General features: G+C 72.8%; 20 protein-coding genes. 5 read left to right on the top strand and 15 right to left on the bottom strand.

Annotated features, from left to right (window positions below):
- Positions 1–22: 22 nt before the first annotated feature.
- The gene (locus AB0953_RS02130; protein ID WP_366857428.1) at positions 23–436 is read right to left on the bottom strand and encodes a DUF3151 domain-containing protein; all 414 of its coding nucleotides are present in this window, start codon (positions 434–436) and stop codon (positions 23–25) included.
- Between the two features lie 326 nt (positions 437–762).
- On the opposite strand from AB0953_RS02130, the gene AB0953_RS02125 reads away from it, so the two are divergent.
- Positions 763–2,202, top strand: a complete 1,440-nt coding sequence (locus AB0953_RS02125; RefSeq protein ID WP_366857427.1) for a transposase — start codon at positions 763–765, stop codon at positions 2,200–2,202.
- Between the two features lie 193 nt (positions 2,203–2,395).
- Here the strand turns inward: AB0953_RS02125 and fbaA are convergent, their stop codons facing one another.
- The 6 genes from fbaA to AB0953_RS02095 all read right to left on the bottom strand — a co-directional run bounded on the left by fbaA (position 2,396) and on the right by AB0953_RS02095 (position 8,461).
- Positions 2,396–3,418, bottom strand: coding sequence for a class II fructose-bisphosphate aldolase (gene fbaA / locus AB0953_RS02120; RefSeq protein ID WP_366857425.1), 1,023 nt, complete (start codon positions 3,416–3,418; stop codon positions 2,396–2,398).
- Positions 3,419–3,676: 258 nt separating this feature from the next.
- Positions 3,677–4,219: an orotate phosphoribosyltransferase gene (gene pyrE, locus AB0953_RS02115; RefSeq protein WP_366857424.1), complete on the bottom strand. Its 543-nt coding sequence runs from the start codon at positions 4,217–4,219 to the stop codon at positions 3,677–3,679.
- A 90-nt stretch (positions 4,220–4,309) separates the two neighbouring features.
- Positions 4,310–5,098, bottom strand: a complete 789-nt coding sequence (locus AB0953_RS02110) for an aldose 1-epimerase (RefSeq protein ID WP_366857423.1) — start codon at positions 5,096–5,098, stop codon at positions 4,310–4,312.
- Positions 5,099–5,119: 21 nt separating this feature from the next.
- The gene (locus AB0953_RS02105; RefSeq protein WP_366857422.1) at positions 5,120–6,058 is read right to left on the bottom strand and encodes an SRPBCC family protein; all 939 of its coding nucleotides are present in this window, start codon (positions 6,056–6,058) and stop codon (positions 5,120–5,122) included.
- Positions 6,059–6,127: 69 nt separating this feature from the next.
- The gene (locus AB0953_RS02100) at positions 6,128–7,777 is read right to left on the bottom strand and encodes a polyamine aminopropyltransferase (RefSeq protein WP_366857421.1); all 1,650 of its coding nucleotides are present in this window, start codon (positions 7,775–7,777) and stop codon (positions 6,128–6,130) included.
- A 141-nt stretch (positions 7,778–7,918) separates the two neighbouring features.
- The gene (locus AB0953_RS02095; RefSeq protein WP_366857420.1) at positions 7,919–8,461 is read right to left on the bottom strand and encodes a DUF2617 family protein; all 543 of its coding nucleotides are present in this window, start codon (positions 8,459–8,461) and stop codon (positions 7,919–7,921) included.
- Positions 8,462–9,178: 717 nt separating this feature from the next.
- Between AB0953_RS02095 and AB0953_RS02090 the strand changes: the two genes are divergently transcribed.
- Entirely contained in the window at positions 9,179–10,375 is a 1,197-nt protein-coding gene (locus tag AB0953_RS02090) for a pyridoxal phosphate-dependent aminotransferase (RefSeq protein ID WP_366857419.1), read from the top strand.
- A 198-nt stretch (positions 10,376–10,573) separates the two neighbouring features.
- Positions 10,574–11,692 (top strand): hypothetical protein, encoded by a 1,119-nt coding sequence (locus tag AB0953_RS02085; protein WP_366857418.1) that lies wholly within the window; start codon positions 10,574–10,576, stop codon positions 11,690–11,692.
- 22 nt (positions 11,693–11,714) lie between these two features.
- On the opposite strand, the gene AB0953_RS02080 is transcribed toward AB0953_RS02085, so the two are convergent.
- Both AB0953_RS02080 and clpB read right to left on the bottom strand, forming a co-directional pair.
- Positions 11,715–12,260 (bottom strand): YbjN domain-containing protein, encoded by a 546-nt coding sequence (locus tag AB0953_RS02080; RefSeq protein ID WP_366857417.1) that lies wholly within the window; start codon positions 12,258–12,260, stop codon positions 11,715–11,717.
- A gap of 127 nt (positions 12,261–12,387) precedes the next feature.
- Positions 12,388–14,979, bottom strand: coding sequence for an ATP-dependent chaperone ClpB (clpB, locus tag AB0953_RS02075; RefSeq protein ID WP_366857416.1), 2,592 nt, complete (start codon positions 14,977–14,979; stop codon positions 12,388–12,390).
- 116 nt (positions 14,980–15,095) lie between these two features.
- Here clpB and AB0953_RS02070 point away from each other — a divergent pair, with 116 nt between their 5' ends.
- Positions 15,096–15,509 (top strand): TIGR03618 family F420-dependent PPOX class oxidoreductase, encoded by a 414-nt coding sequence (locus tag AB0953_RS02070; protein ID WP_366857414.1) that lies wholly within the window; start codon positions 15,096–15,098, stop codon positions 15,507–15,509.
- Positions 15,510–15,706: 197 nt separating this feature from the next.
- Here AB0953_RS02070 and AB0953_RS02065 read toward each other — a convergent pair whose 3' ends face one another.
- Together AB0953_RS02065 and AB0953_RS02060 are read right to left on the bottom strand one after the other, a co-directional pair.
- Complete coding sequence (locus AB0953_RS02065; protein WP_114053450.1) at positions 15,707–16,021, bottom strand: (2Fe-2S)-binding protein; 315 nt, start codon at positions 16,019–16,021, stop codon at positions 15,707–15,709.
- On the bottom strand, positions 16,018–16,305 hold the full coding sequence (locus AB0953_RS02060; protein WP_366857412.1) for a hypothetical protein: 288 nt from the start codon (positions 16,303–16,305) through the stop codon (positions 16,018–16,020). Before AB0953_RS02060 ends, AB0953_RS02065 begins: the two co-directional genes overlap by 4 nt.
- A gap of 102 nt (positions 16,306–16,407) precedes the next feature.
- Between AB0953_RS02060 and AB0953_RS02055 the strand changes: the two genes are divergently transcribed.
- Entirely contained in the window at positions 16,408–17,427 is a 1,020-nt protein-coding gene (locus tag AB0953_RS02055; RefSeq protein ID WP_366857411.1) for a helix-turn-helix transcriptional regulator, read from the top strand.
- Between the two features lie 123 nt (positions 17,428–17,550).
- On the opposite strand, the gene AB0953_RS02050 is transcribed toward AB0953_RS02055, so the two are convergent.
- From AB0953_RS02050 to dnaK, 4 genes are read right to left on the bottom strand one after another with little or no spacing between them, the layout of a single operon-like run.
- Positions 17,551–18,021, bottom strand: a complete 471-nt coding sequence (locus tag AB0953_RS02050) for a helix-turn-helix domain-containing protein (protein WP_366857410.1) — start codon at positions 18,019–18,021, stop codon at positions 17,551–17,553.
- A 1-nt stretch (position 18,022) separates the two neighbouring features.
- A complete protein-coding gene (dnaJ, locus tag AB0953_RS02045; protein WP_366857409.1) occupies positions 18,023–19,204 on the bottom strand; it encodes a molecular chaperone DnaJ in 1,182 nt (393 codons plus the stop codon).
- Positions 19,205–19,252: 48 nt separating this feature from the next.
- A complete protein-coding gene (grpE, locus tag AB0953_RS02040; RefSeq protein WP_366857408.1) occupies positions 19,253–19,969 on the bottom strand; it encodes a nucleotide exchange factor GrpE in 717 nt (238 codons plus the stop codon).
- A complete protein-coding gene (gene dnaK, locus AB0953_RS02035) occupies positions 19,969–21,810 on the bottom strand; it encodes a molecular chaperone DnaK (protein ID WP_366857407.1) in 1,842 nt (613 codons plus the stop codon). The genes grpE and dnaK overlap by 1 nt, the downstream gene beginning before the upstream one ends.
- Positions 21,811–21,980: the final 170 nt, after the last annotated feature.

The raw sequence follows: 21,980 nt of genomic DNA, 5'->3' as shown, positions 1-21,980 counted from the left end.
CGGTCCGGCCGTCGGGGCCTGCTCAGGCGCCCAGCGCCTGCGCCGCCGTCTCCGAGGAGTCGCGCAGGAACGTCGTGCAGCGCTCGTACTCGTCCTTCTCGCCGATCGCCTCGGCCGCCCGGGCCAGGGCGTACAGGGCGCGCAGGAAACCGCGGTTGGGCTCGTGCTCCCACGGCACCGGGCCGTGGCCCTTCCAGCCCGCGCGGCGCAGGGCGTCGAGGCCGCGGTGGTAGCCCGTACGGGCGTAGGCGTACGCCTCGACCGGGCGGCCGGCGGCGAACGCCTCGTCGGACAGGACCGCCCAGGCGAGGGACGAGGTCGGGTGGGCGGCGGCCACCTCGACGGCGGGCGTGCCCGCGGCGATGGCCTCGCGGCCGGGCTCGTCGGGCAGGTGGGTGGGGGCGGGGCCCCCGAGCAGGTTCTGGTGAATGGACATGGATCAAGTCTGGGGCATCGGGCGGCGCAGCGGGGGCGGTGTCGCGGGGCGGTGTCGCGGGTTCCCGGCGCGGTGTCGCGGCGGTGTGGCGACACCGGGGCCGTGGCCCGGCTCCGTGGCTCCGGCTCCGGCCTCCGGTGTCGTGTGCGTACGCCCCCACCGCCCCCACCGGGTGTCCGGCGGTGGTCCCACCACCGCGCTCCCGGTCGTGGGCGGGGGGTGGTGGGCGCCCCACCACCGGGCGGCCCAGCCGTGTGCCCGGCACACCTCCCCCCGGCAGGGGGCTCCGGCGGACCGTAGAAGGGCCATCGACGAAGGGGGAAGTCGTGAACACCGCCACCGCACCCGCCACCGCCACAGCACCCGCCGCCGCCCTGTCCGGCGCGGCCGCCGCCCGTGCCGCCCGCGCCGTCCGGTCCACCGCAGGCGCCACCGTGCCGGGTGGCGGTGCCGGTGCCGGTGCCCGCCTCGGTGCCGGGATCGGTTCCGGCGTCGGCGTCGACCTCGACGGTGCGGTCGAGGAGCTGTGCTCGGCGGTGTTCACCTCTCTGCGGCGCAAGGACCAGCGCGAACGCGGCCGCCAGTACGTACGCGGGCTGCTCGCCACCGAGGGCCGCAAGTCGATCCGCAACATCGCCCACCACCTCAGCGGCGGAGACGGCAGCGGCTCCGCCGCCGTCGAGCAGAGCCTGCACCACTTCATCGCCGCCTCGACCTGGGACTGGCAGCCGATCCGGACCGCCCTGTCGCAGTACCTCGGCCAGTCGGCGCCGCTGAACGCGTGGGTGGCGCAGCCCATGGCGATACCGAAGGGCGGCGAGCACTCGGTCGGCGCCGGCCACCGCTTCGACCCGCACCGCGGGCAGATGTTCCGCGGGCAGCAGGCGTTCGGGGTCTGGTACACCTCCGCGTCGGTGGTCACGCCGGCGGGGTGGCGGCTGTTCCTCGACGAGGAGTCGGCGCAGGAGTCGTACGAGGGCTGCGCGGTCACCGGCGTGCTGAACTCGGTGCGGGAGGCCGGCATGCCCACCCGTCCGGTGGTCCTCGACATCCGCGACATCGCCACCCGGGCCACGCTGAACCGGTTCGCGGAGGCACGGGTGCCGGTCGTGGGGCGGATCAACCCCGAGGCGCGGCTGCTGGTGACCGACCCGCGGCTCCCCGGCTTCGGTGCGGGGACGCTGGCCGCGCGGGACATCCTGCAGAACGTGCGGGGGCTGCGGATGCCGGTCGAGTGGCCCGACCCTGCGGTGCCGGGGGCGCGGCGGACCTCGCTGGTCGCGGCGGTGCGGGTGATGGTGCCGGATCCGGCGCCGGGGCGGCGGCGCGAGGTGCTGCTGTTCGGGGAGTGGGAGGCGGCTCGGCGGCTGCCGACGCAGCTGTGGGTGACCGACATGGTGCGGACGGATCCCGGCACGCTCGTGCGGATGACGAAGACGGCGTTGCGGGTGTCGGCGGCGTCCGCGGTGAGTGGGCAGGACGTGGGGCTGCGGGACTTCTCGGGGAGGTCGCTGGCAGGGTGGCACCGGCATGTGACGTTGGCTTCGGTGGCGCATGCGGTGCGGTGCCTTGGGGGTGGGGATTCGGTTCTCTGGGGTTCGGCCGCCGGCTCGGCCGCGGCCTCGGCCCTGGCGCCGGCTCCGGCTCCGGCTCCGGCCTCGGTGGCCGCCCCGGTGGGGGGTAGGGCTCGGCTGGCCACGCGGCGGGGTGCGGGTGGGGTCCCCCGGAGCCACGTGGGCACGGCGTCGCTGTCCGGGGCTCGGTGACCGCTGCGCGGAGCCTCTCCCCGCCCCGCCCTTTCTCCGTATCCCGGGACTCCGCCCCGGACCCCGTCCGCCTCAAACGCCGGCGGGGCTGAGGAGTCGCCTCAAACGCCGGCGGGTATGGGGAAGGGCCCGGTGCACCGTGGGGTGTGCCGGGCCCTTTCGGGGTCGGGGGCGGTGCCCCCGGCCGGGGTGGTTACTTCAGCTTCGTGCCCGTCGAGCGGAGGTTGGCGCAGGCCTCCGTCACGCGCTGGGCCATGCTGGCCTCGGCCAGCTTGCCCCAGGTGCGGGGGTCGTAGGTGGACTTCTTGCCCACCTCGCCGTCGACCTTCAGGACGCCGTCGTAGTTGCGGAACATGTGGTCCGCGACCGGACGCGTGAAGGCGTACTGGGTGTCGGTGTCCAGGTTCATCTTCACGACGCCGTTCTCCAGCGCCGTGGCGATCTCCTGCTCGGTGGAGCCGGAGCCGCCGTGGAAGACGAAGTCGAACGGGTTCGTCTTGCCGTACTTCTCGCCGACGCCCTGCTGGAGGTCCTTGAGGAGTTCCGGGCGCAGGACGACGTTGCCCGGCTTGTACACGCCGTGCACGTTGCCGAAGGAGGCGGCCAGCAGGTAGCGGCCCTTCTCGCCCAGGCCGAGGGCCTCGGCGGTGCGGATGGCGTCCTCGACGGTGGTGTACAGCTCGTCGTTGATCTCGTGGCTGACACCGTCCTCCTCGCCGCCGGTCGGGGTGATCTCGACCTCGAGGATGATCTTCGCGGCGGCGGCCTTGGCGAGGAGCTCCTGGCCGATGGCCAGGTTGTCGGCCAGGGTCTCGGCGGAGCCGTCCCACATGTGCGACTGGAACAGCGGGTTCTGGCCCTTGGCCACGCGCTCGGCGGAGATGTCGAGCAGCGGGCGGACGTAGCCGTCCAGCTTGTCCTTGGGGCAGTGGTCGGTGTGCAGCGCGACCGTGATGTCGTACTTCGCGGCGACGACGTGCGCGAACTCGGCCAGGGCGACCGCGCCCGTGACCATGTCCTTGCTGTACTGGCCGCCCAGGAACTCGGCGCCACCCGTGGAGATCTGGATGATGCCGTCGCTCTCGGCCTCCGCGAAGCCGCGCAGGGCAGCGTGCAGGGTCTGGCTCGAGGTCACGTTGATGGCCGGGTAGGCGAACTTGCCTGCCTTCGCCCGGTCGAGCATCTGGTTGTAGACCTCGGGGGTTGCGATGGGCATCTGTCCGCTCCTTGGATGTGCGGGGAGTGTGCGATTGAACCCTGACCTGGGGGCGACGTAACCGTCGCGCCTATCTTTCCAGACTCCGCACGACCCTCGACCCGTGCCGGGAGGGACGAATTCCGGAATCTGCGCCACCGGAGAGTGAACCGGCAGGTCAGAGGTCGTTTCAAGGGTTCCGCACCCCCGCCGCCCGACCCCGGGCCCGTTCCGGAATGCGGAACGGGCCCGGTGGGCGGCTGCCCGGGGGCCGCCGGGTCAGGCCAGGCCGAGGTCCGACAGCCGGTAGCCGGTCAGGTACGGCAGGCCCGCCTCGGCGATGGCGTCGGAGGCGCCGCGGTCCACGATGGTGGCGACGGCGACGACCTCGCCGCCCGCCTCGCGGACGGCCTCGACGGCGGTCAGCGGGGAGCCGCCGGTGGTGGAGGTGTCCTCGACGACCAGGCAGCGCTTGCCCTTGACGTCGGTGCCCTCGATGCGGCGCTGCATGCCGTGGGCCTTCTGCGCCTTGCGGACGACGAAGGCGTCCAGGCGGCTGCCGCGCGCGGCGGAGGCGTGGAGCATCGACGTGGCGACCGGGTCGGCGCCCAGGGTCAGGCCGCCGACGCAGTCGTAGTCGAGGTCGGCGGTGAGGTCGAGCATGACCTGGCCGACCAGGGGGGCCGCCTCTCCGTCGAGGGTGATCCGGCGGAGGTCGATGTAGTAGTCGGCCTCCTTGCCGGAGGAGAGGGTCACCTTGCCGTGCACGACGGCCTTGTCCTTGATCTGCTGCAGAAGCGCATCGCGTACGTCGTCAGTCATGCTCCGAGCTTAATTGCGCCGGGGTGGCGGCCATGCCACCCGGCACCCGCCGCCCGTCACCCCGCCGCCGCCCGTCGCTCCGCCGGCCCGTCACCCCAGTCGGCGCCACGTCCAGGTCATCGCCACCTCCAGCGGGTCCACGGGCGTGACCAGCCGGGGCAGCGTGTTCAGCCCGTTCGGCGGGCCGGACTGCGGCTCCACGCACACCGCCTCGGGCTGCTCGTCGTAGACCACGAGCCACTCGGCCCGGCTGGTGACCTTCAGCTCCAGCTCGCCGGGCCAGGTCAGGGTCGCCTCGACGCCGTACGGCATGCCGAAGCAGTCGTCCCAGGGGCCGGGTTGCGGGTCGATGCGCTTGCCGGTGGGCAGGTGGTCGTCGCCGCGCTCCTCCTGCCAGACGGGGTCGAAGTCGAGGCGCACGTCCTCGCCGCCGGCGCCGAGGTTGCGCAGGAACCAGGGGTGCCAGCCGGCCTGGGCGGGGAAGGAGTCGCCGTACGTCTCCACTCCCATGGTCAGCGTCAGGCTGTCCGCGCCCAGCTCGACGGTCTGGGTGACCCGGCCGGGGTACGGCCACGGCTCGGCGAGGTCGTAGGTGAACGCCGCCTCGGTGCCGGTGGCGCGGGCCCGGCGCCACGGGTGGTCGCGGCCGAAGCCGTGGATGGCGTGCGGCGGCTGGTTGACCGGCAGCCGGTGGACGGAGGCCCCGTCGCGGAACTCGCCGTACGCGGTGCGCCCGCACCACGGCACCATCGGGAAGCACCCGTAGTGGGCGCCTTGGCGCAGCAGCTCCGTCCCGTCGATGCGCAGGCTGCTGATGCGGCAGCCGTTGTCCTGGTCGACGGTCACCTCGGCGCCGCCGGCGCTCAGTTGGGTACTCATGGCGTCGAGCCTAACGAGGGGTCAGCGCCGTCGGCGCAGGGCTCGGCCGAGGACGACCGCCGAGGCCAGGGCGAAGGCGGCGGCCGGGGCGATCCAGCGCAGGCCGGCGCCTCCGGCGGCGGTGTCGGGTGCGGGCACGGGGGCGTAGCGGCCGCGCGGGGGCGCGTGGTCGACCTCCTCGGCACTGCGGCCGATCATGGTGCGGCGGGCGTGGGCGGCCTCGGCGGGGGGCTGGGCGGCACCGGAGGTGAAGGCGTCGACCTCGCGCAGGCGGTCCAGGTCCCCGAGGTCGGTGAAGTCGGAGATGTCGCCGAAGTCGCCGTCGAGGAAGGGGTCCAGGTCGGGCTCCCCGGCCGGCTCCGGGGACGGGTCCGGGGACGGGCCGGGCTCTTGGGAGGGGCTCGGGGAGCGGCCCTGGGAGGGGTCTTGGGAGGGCTCCAGGGCGGACGGCGGCACCTCGGTGTCGAACACGGACGCGGAGCCGGTCGCCGGCCGGTCCTCCCCCGCCCCGGCGTCGGCCCGCCCGCCCGCCTGGGCGGCGAGCAGGCCCGCGGCCCGTTCCAGCAGCCGCTGTACGGCGCCCTCCACGGCCTCGGGGGCGAAGCCGGCGGTGCGCCCGCCGGCGGTGCCCCGGGCGGTGAGGTCGAGGGTGGTGCCGCCCTCGGCCGGGGTCAGCCGCAGTGCGACCGTCAGGGTGACCGTCCCGCTGCCCCGGATCTCGGCGCCCTCGCCGGCGACGGCGAAGTGGTCCGGGTCCTGCTCGGTGACGGAGAGGCCGCCGCGGTAGGTGACGGTGTTCCCGCCGACGCGCAGTTTCAGCCGGCCCGCGACGGGCCCGGACTCCGCACCCGCGGCCGCGTCCTGCTGGAGCCCGGGGACGCAGCGGGCCACCCGGGCGGGGTCGCGCAGCACGGCGCGGAGGCTGTCGGCCGGTACCGGAACGAACACCTGATGCTCCATGCGCTCGAGCCTACCGAGGCGACCCCCTCCCGTACCCGGTCCGGCACAACCCGAATGCGGGGGCTTCGGTCAGGAGTAGCGCGGATGCGGCAGCGTAGACGGCGGGAGCCCCGCCATCCGGGTCCGCTCGGCGTCGCGCGCGGCGTCCCGCAGGGACTGCGTGGACAGCGAGCGCAGGCCCGGCGCCCCCGGCGTGTCGCGGTCGACGCGCAGCTCGGGGGCGCGCCCGCGGCCGGCCAGGACGAAGCCCCAGTCCTGCGGCGGCCCGTCGCTCACCCCGGGGCTGCGATCGGGCCCGGCGGCGAAGCCGGAGAGCCGGCCACCCGCGCTGTAGGGCGCGGTGCGCAGGCCGGCGGCGCGCAGGGTGGCTTCGACGGTCCAGTAGGTGCGGGGGCGGGTGGCGGGGGAGCCGGCGTGCACGGCGAGCCGCCCGCCGGGGGCCAGGGCGCGCGCGGCGAGCCCGTAGAACTCCTGGGAGTACAGCTTCGTGCTCGGGGTGATGCCCGGGTCGGGGAGGTCGGAGACGATCACGTCGAAGCGGCGCCGGGAGGCCGGGCCGCGCAGCCAGCGGAAGGCGTCCGCGGTGACGACGCCGAGGCGGGGGTCCTCGTAGGCGCGGCCGTTGAGCGCGGACAGCATCGGGTCGGTGCGGGCGAGGCGGACGACGCCGGGGTCGAGGTCCACGACGGTGACGGAGGCGACGTCGCGGTAGCGCAGCACCTCGCGGGCGGCGAGGCCGTCGCCGCCGCCGAGGACCAGGACGCGGCGGTGGGGGCCGGTCATGGCGGGGTGGACCAGCGCCTCGTGGTAGCGGTACTCGTCGTAGCCGCTGACGCGCAGCCGCCCGTCGAGGAAGAGGTCGAGGGAGCGGGGGGAGCCGGCGGCGGGGCCGGTCAGCACCAGCTCCTGTATGCCGGTCTGCTCGGCGACGCGGACCTCGCCCCCGTAGACGGCGCGCCGGGCGACCTGCTCGAAGTCGTCGGCGAGGACGGTGGCGCAGGCGAGGACGGCCAGCACGGTGGCGTGCGCCGTGATCAGCAGCCAGCGGGAGCGGCGGCTGAGGTCGCGGCGGAAGAGGAACAGCACGAGGCCGGCCCCGACGACCGCGTTGACGGTGCCGGTCAGCACGGCGCCGGTGAGCTGGCCGAGGACCGGCAGCAGCAGGAAGGGGAAGGCCAGCCCGCCGACGAGGGCGCCCACGTAGTCGGCGGCGAAGAGGTCGGCGACGGCGCCGCCCGCGTCCTGCCGGCGGATCCGCTGGATGAGGACCATGAGCAGCGGGATCTCCGCGCCGATCAGCACGCCGATCACCAGGGAGAACGCGACGAGCGCGGGCCGGGACTCGCCCAGCCAGGCGAAGCTGGCGTACAGCGCCATCGCCGAGAGCCCGCCGAGCAGCGCGAGTCCGGCCTCGATGGCGGCGAATCCGAAGGCGGGCCGGCTGCGCAGCCGTTTGGCGAGCAGGGAGCCGACGCCCATGGCGAAGACCATGACGGACAGCACAACGGACGCCTGGGTGACGGAGTCCCCGATGAGGTAGGAGCCGAGGGCGAGCAGCTCCAGCTCGTACACGAGTCCGCAGGCGGCGCAGACGAAGACGGTGGCCAGGACGAGGAGTCGGCCGGTCCCGGGCCGTACGGGAAGGGCGGGCGGGACGGCCGCCGCGCCCCGCGGCTCCGGAGCCGGGAGCACCCGGCGCGGGACGGAACGGTCGATCATGCAGCGAACCGTACGTCACCGCCCACTTGCATCAGGTCACCCACATGGGTGCAAGTGGCGTTTCGCTCCACCCGGTTGGCGCAACGCGTGCGAACCCTGCACCCACCCTGCGCACGGCCGCCCGCCTTGCGGCTGCGGGCACTAGAGCGGGGCGGGCTCCAGGGCGCCGGCGGGTGCGCCCGTGCGCACACCGACCCTCGTACGAGTGGCCACCAACTGGCCTTCCTGCGGGTACGCGTGCCAGGTCCGCCACCGCACCTGGCCCTCGTGGCGCTGCGCCAGCATCGCGGTGAAGGCGTGCGGGCTGCCGGGGAAGGTTCCGGCCAATCCGTTCGGGTGATCCGCGACCAGCGCCAGCAGCTCCTGCGCGCGCCCGGCGAAGGAGCCCTGCGACAGGGTCTCGACGCGGGCGGCGAACTCGTACTCCCAGCCGCTCATCCGCTTGGCCACGCCGAGCGGCAGCGGCGTGCTGCTGCCGGGCATGCAGGCGACCGTCTCCGAGCAGAGCACCGCGCCCTCCTCCAGGAGCACCTGGTGCGAGGCTCCGAGCAGGCGCAATTCCACCCGGGCGCCCGCCAGTTCGAGGTTGAGGACGGCCAGGGCGGGCAGGCGGTCGCGACCCAGGGCCCAGGCGAGGTCGGCGGCACGCGTGTCGGTGTAGGTGGTCTGGAGGGTCGTGAGCATGAGTCGGCTCCGCAAACGCGCGAGGAAGAGGGGCCGGACCCCGCCAGCGGTCGGTTCAACGGGTGGGGGGTCACCGGCTCGGGTCCACAGGAAGTCCCGGGTGGTCCGGGGACTGGTCTACTCAACCGAGGGAATCATGAAAGGCACGGCACTCACAGCGTTTTTACCCAACTTGGTTGGGTTTACATCCCCGCGGGGGCTGAACAGTTCAGGTGTTCACCGGGACCCCCGTACGCGAGGGCGCCCGGCGGCGCGCAGCACCGCCGGGCGCCCCGCGTACGCGGCGCCAGCTGCCCCGTGTCAGCTGGAACCGCCGCACCCCCCGCCTCCGCAGGACGACCCTCCGCACGACGAGGAGGAACCGCAGGAGGACGAGGAGCCGCAGGAGGACGAGGAGCCGCAGCCGGCCCCGCCGCCGCCCGACCACCAGCTGCCGGAGCTGCTGCGCCCGGAGAGCCGACGGGAGTTCCGCGGCTTGGACAGGGAGACGCGCCTCGCGGTCCGCTTGCGGGAGGCCGCGCGCCGCACGGCGACGGCAACGACAACGGCGAACACGGCGAACACGACGGCAAAGGCCAGGAACACGGTCCTCGACCCCCCCTTGACTAGGCCTCGGTCCCCCGAGGAGCGGGATCCCCTCGTCCCGCGTGCAGGGGGGATTCCCGCGCGCCACACCGGCCAAAGCGCACTTGAGCAAGTCCAGAGGTTCGCCGCAGGATGGCGCCCATGAGCGCACCCGCGGCCGGCCGCCGCCCCCTGTTGAACCGCCGCCTGGCGTCCTTCGGTACGACGATCTTCGCGGAGATGTCGGCGCTGGCCGCCCGCACCGGGTCGATCAACCTCGGCCAGGGCTTCCCCGACACCGACGGCCCGGCGCAGATCGCCGAGGCCGCCTCCCGGGCCGTCCTGGGCGGCCTGGGCAACCAGTACCCGCCGGGGCCCGGCGTCCCGGAGCTCCGCGCCGCGATCGCCCGCCACCAGCGGCGGTTCTACGGCATGGACCACGACCCCGACACCGAGGTCCTGGTCACCGCCGGCGCCACCGAGGCCATCGCCGCGGCGCTGCTGGCGCTGCTGGAGCCGGGCGACGAGGTCGTCGCCCTGGAGCCGTACTACGACTCGTACGCGGCCTGCATCGCGATGGCCGGCGCGACCCGCGTCCCCGTCACGCTGCGCCCGCACGCCGGCTCCTTCACCCTCGACCTAGACGAGCTGCGCGCCGCGGTCACCCCGCGCACCCGCCTGCTGCTGGTGAACAGCCCGCACAACCCGACAGGGACGGTCCTCGGCCCGGCCGAGCTCGCGGCCGTCGCCGAGCTGGCCGTCGAGCGGGACCTGCTGGTCGTGACCGACGAGGTGTACGAGCACCTGGTCTTCGACGGGGTCCACACCCCGCTGGCCTCCCTGCCGGGCATGCGCGGGCGCACCGTCACCATCTCCTCGGCCGGCAAGACGTTCTCGTTCACGGGCTGGAAGGTCGGATGGATCACGGCCGCGCCGGAGCTCGTCGCGGCGGTCCGCTCGGCGAAGCAGTTCCTGACATACGTCTCGTCCGGCCCGTTCCAGTACGCGATCGCCGAGGCCCTGGACCTGCCCGACGCCTACTTCGCGGACTTCCGCGCCGACCTGGCCGCCAAGCGGGACCTGCTGGCGGACGGGCTCGCGGCGGCCGGCTTCGAGGTGTACCGCCCGCAGGGCACGTACTTCATCACCACCGACATCACCCCTCTGGGGGAGAAGGACGGGCTCGCGTTCTGCCGGTCGCTGCCGGAGCGCTGCGGCGTGGTCGCCATCCCGAACCAGGTCTTCTACGACGACCGGGAGGCCGGCGCCGCGCAGGTCCGCTGGGCCTTCTGCAAGCGCACGGAGGTCCTGGAGGAGGCGGTCGCCCGGCTCGGGCGGCTCGCGGGGTAGGCGCGGCGGGTCCGCGGGCGCGCCGGGCGCGCGGCCCCGTCTTCACCCAAGCTTCCGTGCGGGTTTCCTGCGGACGGCCGCACGCGGTCTTGTCCGGGGGCGAGGTTCTTCCCATCATCGGGGGGTCCCACCCACCAGCCGGTTACCGCTTCGCGAAAGACGGGGTCCATGACGGCGACGGACAGTACGCCGGTTTCCGTGCGGCCGCAGGACCTCCGGGCCGCCGGCGTGCCCGCGGCCGCGGTCGCGCTCGGGGTGTTCGCCGCCGTGCGCGGGGTCGGGGCGATGGTCGTCGCCGCCGCCGCGTGGTGGGCCGGGCGCAGCCCGGTGCGGGTGCTGGGGCACTCGTGGGACTCCGTCTGGTACCTGGCCGTCGCCCGGCACGGCTACGGCCGGACGCAGATCTGGCCCGTCACCGGCCTGGTGCAGAGCGACTACGCCTTCTTCCCGCTGTACCCGGTGCTGGTGCGGCTGGCCGGCGGCGGCGAGTGGGGCGCGCTGGCGGTGGCCTGGACGGCTGCCGCAGTGGCCGCGGTCGGGGTGTACCGGGTCGGCGAGCTGGTGGCCGGGCGGCGCGTCGGGGTGCTGCTCGTCGCGCTGTGGGCGGTGGTGCCGCACGCGGTGGTGCTGTCCCTCGCCTACACCGAGCCGCTGCTGGTGGCGCTGGCCGCCTGGTCGCTGTACGCGCTGCTGCGCGGCCGGTGGATGTGGGCGGCGGGGCTGGCCGTGGCGGCCGGGCTGACCAGGCCGACCGGGATCGCCGTCGCCGCGGCCGTGTCCGCCACCGCCCTGCACGCCGTGCTCGTACGGCGTTCGCGGGCCCCCGCGGTGTGGGCGGCCGGGCTGCTGGCCCCGGCCGGATGGCTGGCGTACGTCGCCGCCGTCGGGGCGCGCAGGGGGCATCCGGGCGGGTACTTCACCGTGCAGCAGCACTGGGGGTCCCGCTTCGACGGGGGCCGGGCCACGCTGCTCACCGTCTCGGAGGTACTGACCGGCGGGCCGGTGCCGCTGGCCACCACCGTGTCGGCCGCCGTGCTGGGCGCGGCGCTGCTGCTGGCGGGGCGGCTGCTGCTGGACCGGCCGCCGCTGCCGCTGCTCGTGTACACCGCGGTGCTGCTGGTGATCACGGTGGGCGGGGCCGGGTACTTCGAGTCCAAGCCGCGGTTCCTGCTGCCGGCGTTCCCCCTGCTGCTGCCGCTCGCCGCCGCCATGGCGAAAGCCCGGCCGCGCACCGCGGTCGCGGTGACCGCGGTGCTGGCCGGGCTCTCGTACGGCTATGGGGTGTACCTGATGGTCATCGCCAGGATGCCACCGTGATGCCGACGGCTTTCGAGGGGGACTACTCCCCCTCGCCGTCCTTGTCGTTGTCGTCGCCGTCGGAGGCGTCGAGGTCCTTCTCCAGTCCGAGCTGCTCCACGAGCCACTTGTCGAACTCGATGGAGGCGCGGACCCAGCTGACCGTGGAGGACACGAAGTGCTCCAGGCTGACGCCGGTGCCGATCAGCATCTGCGCCTCGCCGATCAGGCGGACGGAGCCGTCGTCGTGGGTGTGGCTGTAGACCTTCGGCCACAGGGTGCGACGGTTCCAGTCGTCGATCGACTCCAGGAGCTGCGGCTTCTCCTCGATCGGGTGCGGGCGGTCGTAGAACGTCCGCACCGAGAAGACCTGCTGCTCGCCCTCGCCGCGGAACATGAAGTACGTGCGGAACTCCTCCCACGGCGCCGCGAGGTCACCCTCGTCGTCGACGACGTACTTGAGCTCCATCTGCTCCAGCAGCTGCTTGACCAGATCCTGGTCGGGGACCACGGGGCCCGCCGGTCCTGTGGCCTGCGGTTCGGGCTGCTGCCCTCCGAAATTCGGAATCGAGGCCGGGTCGATGCTCACCGTGTTCTTCCCTTCGTGCGGATGATGCCATCCTCCCCCATGGCTCCTACCCCGTGTCCAGCCCCACACGTGCGATCCGCTCCGGGCGGACAACCGCGTGCCGTGCGGGGCCGGGCCGGGGGCCGGATCACAGGGCCTTGCCGACCAGGAGGTCGTCGCCGGCCACGTCGACCCGGACGGTGTCGCCGTCGCGGACCTCGCCGGCCAGGATCTCCTTGGCGAGGCGGTCGCCGACGGCCGTCTGGATCAGGCGGCGCAGCGGCCGCGCACCGTACGCGGGGTCGTTGCCCTTGTCGGCGAGCCAGGCCAGGGCCTCCGGGGTGACGTCGAGGGTCAGGCGGCGCTCGGCGAGGCGCTGGGCCAGGCGGCCCACCTGGAGCTCGGCGATGCGGGCCAGCTCGTCCTGCGTCAGGGCGGAGAAGACCACCAGGTCGTCGAGCCGGTTGAGGAACTCCGGCTTGAAGGAGGCGCGGACCACGTCCAGGACGCGGTCGCGCTTGTCCTGCTCCGAGGCCGCGGGGTCCATCAGGAACTGGCTGCCCAGGTTCGAGGTGAGGATCAGGATCGTGTTGCGGAAGTCGACCGTGCGGCCCTGGCCGTCGGTGAGGCGGCCGTCGTCGAGGACCTGGAGCAGGATGTCGAAGACCTCGGGGTGGGCCTTCTCGACCTCGTCCAGGAGCACCACGGAGTACGGGCGGCGGCGGACGGCCTCGGTGAGCTGGCCGCCCTCCTCGTAGCCCACGTACCCGGGCGGGGCGCCGACCAGGCGGGCCACGCTGTGCTTCTCGGAGTACTCCGACATGTCGATGCGGACCATGGCCCGCTCGTCGTCGAAGAGGAAGTCCGCGAGGGCCTTGGCCAGCTCGGTCTTGCCGACGCCGGTGGGGCCGAGGAAGAGGAACGAGCCGGTCGGCCGGTCCGGGTCGGCGATCCCGGCCCGGGTGCGGCGCACGGCGTCGGAGACGGCGCGGACGGCCTCGCCCTGGCCGATGAGGCGGCGGCCCAGCTCGGCCTCCATGCGCAGCAGCTTCTGCGTCTCGCCCTCCAGGAGCCGGCCGGCGGGGATGCCGGTCCAGGCGCCGACGACGTCGGCGATGTCGTCGGGGCCGACCTCCTCCTTGACCATGGTGTCCTTCGACGCCTCGACCGCGGCCTCGGCCTCGGTGGCCTCGGCGAGCTCGCGCTCCAGGGCGGGGATCTCCCCGTAGAGCAGCTGGGAGGCGGTGTCGAAGTCGCCGTCGCGCTGGGCGCGCTCGGCCTGGCCGCGCAGGTCGTCCAGGCGCTCCTTGAGCTCGCCGACGCGGTTGAGGGACTGCTTCTCCTTCTCCCAGCGCGCCGTCAGGCCGCGCAGGTCCTCCTCCTTGTCGGCGAGGTCCTTGCGGATCTTCTCCAGGCGCTCGATCGAGGCCGGGTCGGACTCGTTCTTCAGCGCCAGCTCCTCCATCCGCAGGCGGTCGACGGAGCGCTGCAGCTCGTCGATCTCCAGCGGGGAGGAGTCGATCTCCATGCGGAGCCGGGACGCGGCCTCGTCGACGAGGTCGATGGCCTTGTCGGGCAGGAAGCGGGAGGTGATGTAGCGGTCGGAGAGGGTCGCCGCGGCCACCAGGGCGCTGTCGTTGATCTGCACCTTGTGGTGGGCCTCGTAGCGGCCCTTGAGGCCGCGCAGGATGGCGATGGTGTCCTCGACGGTCGGCTCGGCGACCAGGACCTGCTGGAAGCGGCGCTCCAGGGCGGGGTCCTTCTCGATCCGCTCGCGGTACTCGTCGAGGGTGGTCGCGCCGACCATGCGCAGCTCGCCGCGGGCCAGCATCGGCTTGAGCATGTTGCCGGCGTCCATGGCGGAGTCGCCGCCGGCGCCCGCGCCGACGACGGTGTGCAGCTCGTCGATGAAGGTGATGATCTGGCCGTCGCTGGACTTGATCTCTCCGAGGACGGCCTTGAGGCGCTCCTCGAACTCGCCGCGGTACTTGGCGCCGGCGACCATCGCGCCGAGGTCGAGGGAGACCAGGCGCTTGTTCTTCAGGGACTCCGGGACGTCGCCCTTGACGATGCGCTGGGCCAGGCCCTCGACGACGGCGGTCTTGCCGACGCCGGGCTCGCCGATGAGGACCGGGTTGTTCTTGGTGCGGCGCGAGAGCACCTGCACCACGCGGCGGATCTCCTGGTCGCGGCCGATGACCGGGTCGAGCCGGCCCTCGCGCGCGGCAGCGGTGAAGTCGGTGCCGAACTTCTCCAGGGCCTTGTACTGGCCCTCCGGGTCGGGGGTGGTCACCCGCCGTCCTCCTCGTGCGTTCTGGAAGGCGTCCAGCAGCTTCTTCGCCGTCGCGCCCTGGGCGGAAAGGACCTCACCGGCGGCGCCGCCCTTGGCGGCGAGGGCGATGAGGAGGTGTTCGGTGGAGAGGTACTCGTCGCCCAGCTCGGCGGCCTGCCGGTCGGCCTCGGCGAGGACGGCGAGCAGGTCGCGGGTGGCCTGCGGGGGCGCCACCGTGGAGCCGGTGGCGCTGGGCAGGGCGGCGAGCAGCTTCTCCGCGCCGGCGCGGACGGCGACCTGGTCGGCGTCGGTGGCGGCGAGGAGGTCGGTGAGGTTCTCGTTGTCCTGGCCGGCGAGCAGGGCCAGCAGCAGGTGGGCCGGGGTCAGGTCCGCGTGGCCGTCCTTGACGGCGCGGCCGGTGGCGGCGTTCAGCGCTTCCCGGCTCTTGTTGGTCAGCTCGGCGTCCACGTTCGACTTCTCCTCTCGGGTGCAGCCCGAATACCGATGGCTCCATGACTCTGACACGGTCAACGTGCGCAAAGTTGAGTCTATTCCACTCAAGGCCGGAGTCGTACGCTCTGCGCATGTCCCATGACGTACTCCACCCGACGCCCGAGTACCTCGCCTTCTGGCGGGAGCGGCACGTCTGCACCCTGACCACCCCGCGCCCGGACGGCACCCCGCACGTGGTGCCCGTGGGCGTGACGTACGACCCGGAGGCCGGCCTCGCCCGGGTGATCAGCAACAAGCACAGCAAGAAGGTCCGCAACGTGCTCGCCGCCCAGGGGACGGCTCCGGGCGCGGCGCGGGTCGCGGTGTGCCAGATGGAGGGCAAGCGCTGGGCGACCCTCGAGGGCCGCGCGGTGATCCGCACGGACGAGGCCGCCGTCGCCGACGCGGTGGCGCGCTATGCGGAGCGGTACGGGCGGACGCCCTCGCCCAATCCGGACCGGGTGGTCATCGAGATCGCACTGGACCGGGCGATGGGGCGCGCCTGAGCGGCGGACGTTCGGGGGACCGTCCGGGCGGACCGTCCGGGCGGACCGTTCGGCCCGGCGGACCGTTCAGCCTTCACCTTTGTCCGGTTCGACTACTGGACGCGGACATCACAACGGCGCCATCGTGGTCAGGTCCACGATGGCGCCGTTGTGTGGGGGAAGCACCTGGAGCGATCTGCAACGACGGGGGAATCGCTTCAGGCACTGCGGGGGGTGGCGGTGGTGATATCGGGTTCGAAGAGCTGGTGGTCGCGCTGATCGAGGTTGACGAAGACCATGCCGTAGCGCACCTCGCAGCGGACCGGCTGCGGCGCGCCGCGGGGGCGGCGCAGGCAGCGGTACGCCCGCACGTCCTCGTCCTCCTCGCGCGTGATGACGATCGGCTGGCCGAAGAGGGTGACCATCAGCGAATCGCCGACCTGGGGGATGGCCGTGGCGAGGTCGATGAACTGCCAGCCGGAGCGGTAAGCGGAAGCCATTTCGCGGCGGAAGCCGCGGTCGTCGGGGGTCATGCCGCGCTCTCCGCAGCAGGGGTGGCGGATTCGGCATCGACGGGGGCGGAACGCCAGCCGCTGTCCAGCGGGGCCGCACGCCAACCGCTGTCGTCCAGCGGCTCGGCACGCCAACCGCTGTCCTCCAGCGGGGCCGCACGCCAGCCGCTGTCGTCCAGCGGCGCCGTCCGGCTGTCCGCGGCACCCCCTCCGGCGCCCCCCAGAGTGGCTCCGGCAAGTCCCAGACCGGCCACAGCCGAGAAGATGACGGTGGCAAGCGCCGAGCGAAGCATTCTCTTGTTCATGGTCGGCTTCGTCCTCACTTGATGAAATCCTCTCCCCCGCCTGTCAGACGATGGCTCATTCAGGCACGTCGCTGCCACAGGGACGATGCATCATGTTCTTGCATGTTCAGGACCCTGGGGGGTGGAGATTTGACCATAAACACAACAAAAGCGACACATCCCCACTCGGTCACCGACCTGTGCAGTGAGGGGGCGCGGCTCTACACGAGCGCGCTGCGGACCGGTCGCATTGCACGTGGGGACGTGAAAACGGCGCCTTGCCTGCTCGATCTGGCCCTGTTGCAGCCGGACCCTGATGACGTCAATTCACTCCGTCCGGTTCCACCGGCGGTCGCGCTCGCACAGCGGCTGCATCCGATCGAACGCGAGATCCGCGAGCGGCACCGCGATTCTCTCGAACTGTCCGAGGCCTTCGAGCCGTTTCTCGCCATCAGTGCACAGACTCCGGCCAGCACCCACGCCATCACCGTGCTGGAGGGCTTCGATCCCATCAACGCGGCCCTCAACCTCGCGACCGCCGAGTGCCACACCGAGATGCTCACGATCCAGCCCGGCGGCGCCCGCCCCAGCCTGGAGCTTACGGAAGCCCTGGAGCGCGACCAGCCGCTGACCGACCGCGGTGTCCGGATCCGGACCCTCTACCAGCACACGGTCCGCCACAGCCGCGGCACGCTCGCGTACGTGGACATCCTCAAGGCCGGCAAGGTCGAAGTCCGCACGCTGGAGGAGCTGTTCGAGCGGCTCATCATCTTCGACCGCACCGTCGCCTTCATCCCGGCCAGCGACGACCGCCAGGTCGCCCTGGAGCTGCGCCACCCGGGGCTGGTGGACTACCTCATCAAGGTGTTCGAGCAGCTGTGGCACCGCGCCGTGCCGCTGCAGGAGGAGGTCACGTACCAGCCCACCCGCGGCGGAATCTCGGGCGTGCAGCGCTCCATCGCCCAACTCCTGGTGGAGGGGCACGTGGACGAGGCCATAGCCCGCCGGCTGGGCATGAACGTACGGACCTGCCGTGCGCACATCGCCAAGCTCGCCAGCACCCTGGGCAGCGGCAGCCGCGCCCAACTCGGCTTCCTCATCGCCCGCTCGGGGATCCTGGACGACGACGCGGCGGCCGGCTGAGGCCGCCCGCGGGCCGGCACCGCCGACGCGGCCGCCCCGCCTACGGGAACGCGTGAAGGCCCCGCCCGGGTTCCCGGGCGGGGCCTTCACGGCGTTCTGCGCGCGCTCCGCGTCTGGCCGGAACTAGTCGCTCTGGCGCTTGGGAGCGGGCCGCCAGACGACCAGGGCGTTGCCCTGCACCGGCGGCTGGTACTTCACCAGGTCCCGCCGGTACGAGGCGTGCACCTGGGCCTCGCGCTGCTGGAGCACCGCCGCCGCGCCGTCCACCGCCGCCGAGAGCTCGGCGACGCGCTGCTGGAGCGCCTCGACCTGGTTCTGCAGCTCGATGATCCGTTTGATCCCGGCCAGGTTGATGCCCTCGTCCTGGGACAGCGCCTGCACCGTGCGGAGCAGTTCGATGTCCCGGGCCGAATAGCGCCGGCCGCGCCCGGCCGTGCGGTCCGGGGAGACCAGCCCGAGGCGGTCGTACTGGCGCAGGGTCTGCGGGTGCAGGCCCGAGAGCTGGGCGGCCACCGAGATCACGTAGACCGGAGTCTCGTCGGTGAGCTCGTATCCTGCGCCCCCGAACCGGGACTGTCGTCGGCGGCCGTCCATGTCATGCTCCCTTCGCGGACTCGAACAGCGCGGCGCGCGGGTCGTCCGACTCCGTCGCGTCGCGGTACATCTCCAGTGCCTCGCGGGCCTTGTCCGTCAGCTCGGACGGGGCCGGGACCGCGACCTCGACCGTCACCAGCAGGTCGCCGCGGGTGCCGTCCTTGCGGACCGCGCCCTTGCCGCGGGCCCGCATGGTGCGGCCCGTGGGGGTGCCCGGGGGCAGCTTCAGCGTCACCGGCGGCCCGCCCAGGGTGGGGACCTTGATGTCGGCGCCGAGAGCCGCCTCGGCGATCGTCACGGGGACGGTCACCGTCAGGTTGTCGTCCCTGCGGCCGAAGACCGGGTGGCTGCCCACGTGGACCACCACGTACAGGTCGCCCGCGGGGCCGCCGCGCTCGCCCGGCGCCCCCTTGCCGCGCAGCCGGATCCGCTGGCCGTCGGAGACGCCCGCCGGGATCCGGACCTGCATGGTGCGGGAGGACTTGGCGCGCCCGCTGCCCTTGCAGACCTCGCAGGGGTTCTCCGCGATCAGCCCGCGGCCCTTGCAGTCCGCGCAGGGGTCGGTCAGCGAGAAGCCGCCGCCGCTGCCGCGCGAGACCTGGCCGGTGCCCACGCAGGTCGGGCACACGCGGGGCGTGCCGTTCTTGTCGCCGGTGCCCGAACAGGCCTTGCAGGGCGCCTGGGAGGACATCCGCAGCGGGACCGTGGCCCCGTCCACCGCCTCCGTGAAGGAGAGGGTGACCTCCGACTCGATGTCCTGGCCGCGGCGCGGCTGGGTGCGGGTGCCCGCACCGCCGCCGGCCCGGTTGAACAGGCCGCCGAAGACGTCGCCCAGGCCGCCTCCGAAGCCGCCGCCCGGGCCGCCGCCCTGGGCGCCCCCGAAGAGGTCGCCCAGGTCGAAGTTGAACGAGCCGCCCGCGCCGGGACCGGGGCGGAAGCCGCCGTTCCCGAACAGCGCGCGGGCGTCGTCGTACTCCTTGCGCTTCTTGGCGTCGCCGAGGACGTCGTTCGCCTCGGAGATCTCCTTGAAGCGCGCCTCGGCCGAGGCGTCGCCCTTGTTGGCGTCCGGGTGGAACTCGCGCGCGAGCTTCCGGTACGCCTTCTTGATCTCTGCCTCGGTGGCGTCCTTGGGGACACCGAGGACCTTGTAGTAGTCCTTCTCGACGAAGTCCTTCGTGCTCATCCCCGGTGTCCCTCCTCCCGTGCCCCTGCGTACCCGGTCCTGCGGACGTCAGCCCTGGTCGGCTGCATCCGCGTCCTTGTCCGACGGCGTGTCGCCCTCCGCGACCGCCGAGTCGGAACCGGAGGACTTGGGGGCCGCGCCCGGCTGGGGCTCGGCCACCGCGACCCGAGCGGGGCGGATCGTGCGCTCGCCGATCCGGTACCCCGGCTGCAGGATCGCCACGCAGGTCGTCTCGGTGACGTCCGGCGCGTACGAGTGCATCAGGGCCTCGTGGATCGTCGGGTCGAAGGGCTCGCCCTCCTTGCCGAACTGCTGCAGCCCCATCTTGGCGGCGGCGGTCTCCAGCGATTCGGCCACCGACTTGAAGCCGCCGACCAGTTCGCCGTGGTCCCGCGCCCGGCCGATGTCGTCCAGCGTCGGGAGCAGCTCCGTCAGGAGGTTCGCGACCGCGATCTCCTTGACGGCGACCCGGTCCCGCTCCACCCGGCGGCGGTAGTTCTGGTACTCCGCCTGGAGGCGCTGGAGGTCGCCGGTGCGCTCGGCGAGCGCCGTGCGGGCCTGGTCCAGCTGGGCCAGCAGGGCCGCATCCCGGTCGTCCCGGTCCGCCCGGTCGGACGGCTGGGCGGACTGTGCTCCGGAGTCCCCGGCCGGGGCCGCCGCCTCCTCGGAGGAGGAGTCGGCGGTCTTCGGCTCGGCGGCGTCGTCAGGGGTGGCGCCGTTGGGGACTTCGGGCTTCTCCTCGAAACCCGCGGTCTCCTCCGGCATCAGTGCGCGCCCTTCGGCTTGTCCTCGTCCACGATCTCGGCGTCGACGACGTCGTCGTCCGCCTTGGCCTGGCCCGCGTCACCGGCACCGCCGGCGGCCTGGGCGGCCTGGGCGTCCGCGTAGATCGCCTGGCCGAGCTTCTGGCTGACCGCGGCGACCTTCTCGGTCGCGGTGCGGATCTCGGCCGTGTCCTCGCCCTTGAGCTTCTCCTTCAGCTCGGCGACGGCGGACTCGACCTCGGTCTTGACCTCGGCCGGGACCTTGTCCTCGTTGTCCTTGACGAACTTCTCCGTCTGGTACACGAGCTGCTCGGCCTGGTTGCGGGTCTCGGCGGCCTCGCGGCGGCGCTGGTCCTCCTCCGCGTACTGCTCGGCCTCCTGGCGCATGCGGTCGACCTCGTCCTTGCCGAGCGAGGAGCCGCCGGTGACGGTCATCTTCTGCTCCTTGCCCGTGCCCAGGTCCTTGGCGGTCACGTGCATGATGCCGTTCGCGTCGATGTCGAAGGAGACCTCGATCTGCGGGACGCCGCGGGGGGCCGGCGGCAGGCCGGTCAGCTCGAACATGCCGAGCTTCTTGTTGTAGGCCGCGATCTCGCGCTCGCCCTGGTAGACCTGGATCTGCACGGACGGCTGGTTGTCCTCGGCCGTGGTGAAGATCTCGGACCGCTTGGTCGGGATCGTGGTGTTGCGCTCGATGAGCTTGGTCATGATGCCGCCCTTGGTCTCGATGCCGAGGGACAGCGGGGTGACGTCGAGGAGCAGGACGTCCTTGACCTCGCCCTTGAGGACACCGGCCTGGAGGGTGGCGCCGATGGCGACGACCTCGTCCGGGTTCACACCCTTGTTGGCCTCCTTGCCGCCGGTCAGCTCCTTGACGAGCTCGGCGACGGCGGGCATGCGGGTGGAGCCGCCGACCAGGACGACGTGGTCGATCTCGCCCAGGGAGATGCCGGCGTCCTTGATGACGTTGTGGAACGGGGTCTTGCAGCGCTCCAGGAGGTCCGCGGTCAGCTGCTGGAACTGCGCGCGGGTGAGCTTCTCGTCCAGGTGCAGCGGGCCCTCGGCGGACGCCGTGATGTAGGGCAGGTTGATCGTGGTCTCCGTGGAGGAGGACAGCTCGATCTTCGCCTTCTCGGCGGCCTCGCGCAGACGCTGCAGGGCCATCTTGTCCTTGGACAGGTCGACGCCGTGGCCGTTCTGGAACTGCTTCACCAGGTAGTCGACGACGCGCTGGTCCCAGTCGTCACCACCGAGGTGGTTGTCACCGTTGGTGGCCTTGACCTCGACGACGCCGTCGCCGATCTCCAGGAGGGACACGTCGAAGGTGCCGCCACCGAGGTCGAAGACGAGGATCGTCTGGTCGTCCTTGTCCAGGCCGTAGGCCAGGGCGGCCGCGGTCGGCTCGTTGACGATGCGCAGGACGTTCAGGCCCGCGATCTCGCCGGCCTCCTTGGTGGCCTGGCGCTCGGAGTCGTTGAAGTACGCCGGGACGGTGATGACCGCGTCGGTGACCTTCTCACCCAGGTAGGCCTCGGCGTCGCGCTTCAGCTTCTGCAGGATGAAGGCGCTCATCTGCTGCGGGTTGAAGTCCTTGCCGTCCAGGTTGATCTTCCAGTCGGTGCCCATGTGGCGCTTCACCGAGCGGATGGTGCGGTCCACGTTCGTGACCGCCTGGCGCTTGGCGACCTCGCCGACGAGGACCTCGCCGTTCTTGGCGAAGGCGACGACGGACGGCGTGGTCCTGGCGCCCTCGGCGTTGGTGATGACGGTGGGCTCGCCGCCTTCGAGAACGCTGACGACGGAGTTAGTGGTGCCCAGGTCGATGCCGACCGCACGTGCCATTTCGATGCCTCCAGGTGACTTGAGTGGAACAGACTCAAGGATGCCCGACGCCCAGGACCGCGTCAACAGAGCTGAGTGGAGTCGACTCAACTTTTATCGCGCCCTTACGCTCACGCGAGCCGATCTTGAGCGGTGGTGGCGGGGTCCCGGGGGCGGGGGCTGTCGGAGCA

Source organism: Streptomyces sp. NPDC046866 (assembly GCF_040704625.1).
Classification (GTDB): Bacteria; Actinomycetota; Actinomycetes; order Streptomycetales; family Streptomycetaceae; genus Streptomyces.
The sequence above is the reverse complement of the archived record's forward strand: the minus strand, read 5'-3'. Positions and strand labels throughout refer to the sequence as shown.

Coding starts and splice junctions, on each gene's coding strand:
- AB0953_RS02130 (WP_366857428.1), bottom strand. CDS start 436: ATGTCCATTCACCAGAACCTGCTCGGGGGCCCCGCCCCCACCCACCTG.
- fbaA (WP_366857425.1), bottom strand. CDS start 3,418: ATGCCCATCGCAACCCCCGAGGTCTACAACCAGATGCTCGACCGGGCG.
- pyrE (WP_366857424.1), bottom strand. CDS start 4,219: ATGACTGACGACGTACGCGATGCGCTTCTGCAGCAGATCAAGGACAAG.
- AB0953_RS02110 (WP_366857423.1), bottom strand. CDS start 5,098: ATGAGTACCCAACTGAGCGCCGGCGGCGCCGAGGTGACCGTCGACCAG.
- AB0953_RS02105 (WP_366857422.1), bottom strand. CDS start 6,058: ATGGAGCATCAGGTGTTCGTTCCGGTACCGGCCGACAGCCTCCGCGCC.
- AB0953_RS02100 (WP_366857421.1), bottom strand. CDS start 7,777: ATGATCGACCGTTCCGTCCCGCGCCGGGTGCTCCCGGCTCCGGAGCCG.
- AB0953_RS02095 (WP_366857420.1), bottom strand. CDS start 8,461: ATGCTCACGACCCTCCAGACCACCTACACCGACACGCGTGCCGCCGAC.
- AB0953_RS02090 (WP_366857419.1), top strand. CDS start 9,179: ATGGCGCCCATGAGCGCACCCGCGGCCGGCCGCCGCCCCCTGTTGAAC.
- AB0953_RS02070 (WP_366857414.1), top strand. CDS start 15,096: ATGTCCCATGACGTACTCCACCCGACGCCCGAGTACCTCGCCTTCTGG.
- AB0953_RS02065 (WP_114053450.1), bottom strand. CDS start 16,021: ATGACCCCCGACGACCGCGGCTTCCGCCGCGAAATGGCTTCCGCTTAC.
- AB0953_RS02060 (WP_366857412.1), bottom strand. CDS start 16,305: ATGAACAAGAGAATGCTTCGCTCGGCGCTTGCCACCGTCATCTTCTCG.
- AB0953_RS02055 (WP_366857411.1), top strand. CDS start 16,408: ATGTTCAGGACCCTGGGGGGTGGAGATTTGACCATAAACACAACAAAA.
- AB0953_RS02050 (WP_366857410.1), bottom strand. CDS start 18,021: ATGGACGGCCGCCGACGACAGTCCCGGTTCGGGGGCGCAGGATACGAG.
- dnaJ (WP_366857409.1), bottom strand. CDS start 19,204: ATGAGCACGAAGGACTTCGTCGAGAAGGACTACTACAAGGTCCTCGGT.
- grpE (WP_366857408.1), bottom strand. CDS start 19,969: ATGCCGGAGGAGACCGCGGGTTTCGAGGAGAAGCCCGAAGTCCCCAAC.
- dnaK (WP_366857407.1), bottom strand. CDS start 21,810: ATGGCACGTGCGGTCGGCATCGACCTGGGCACCACTAACTCCGTCGTC.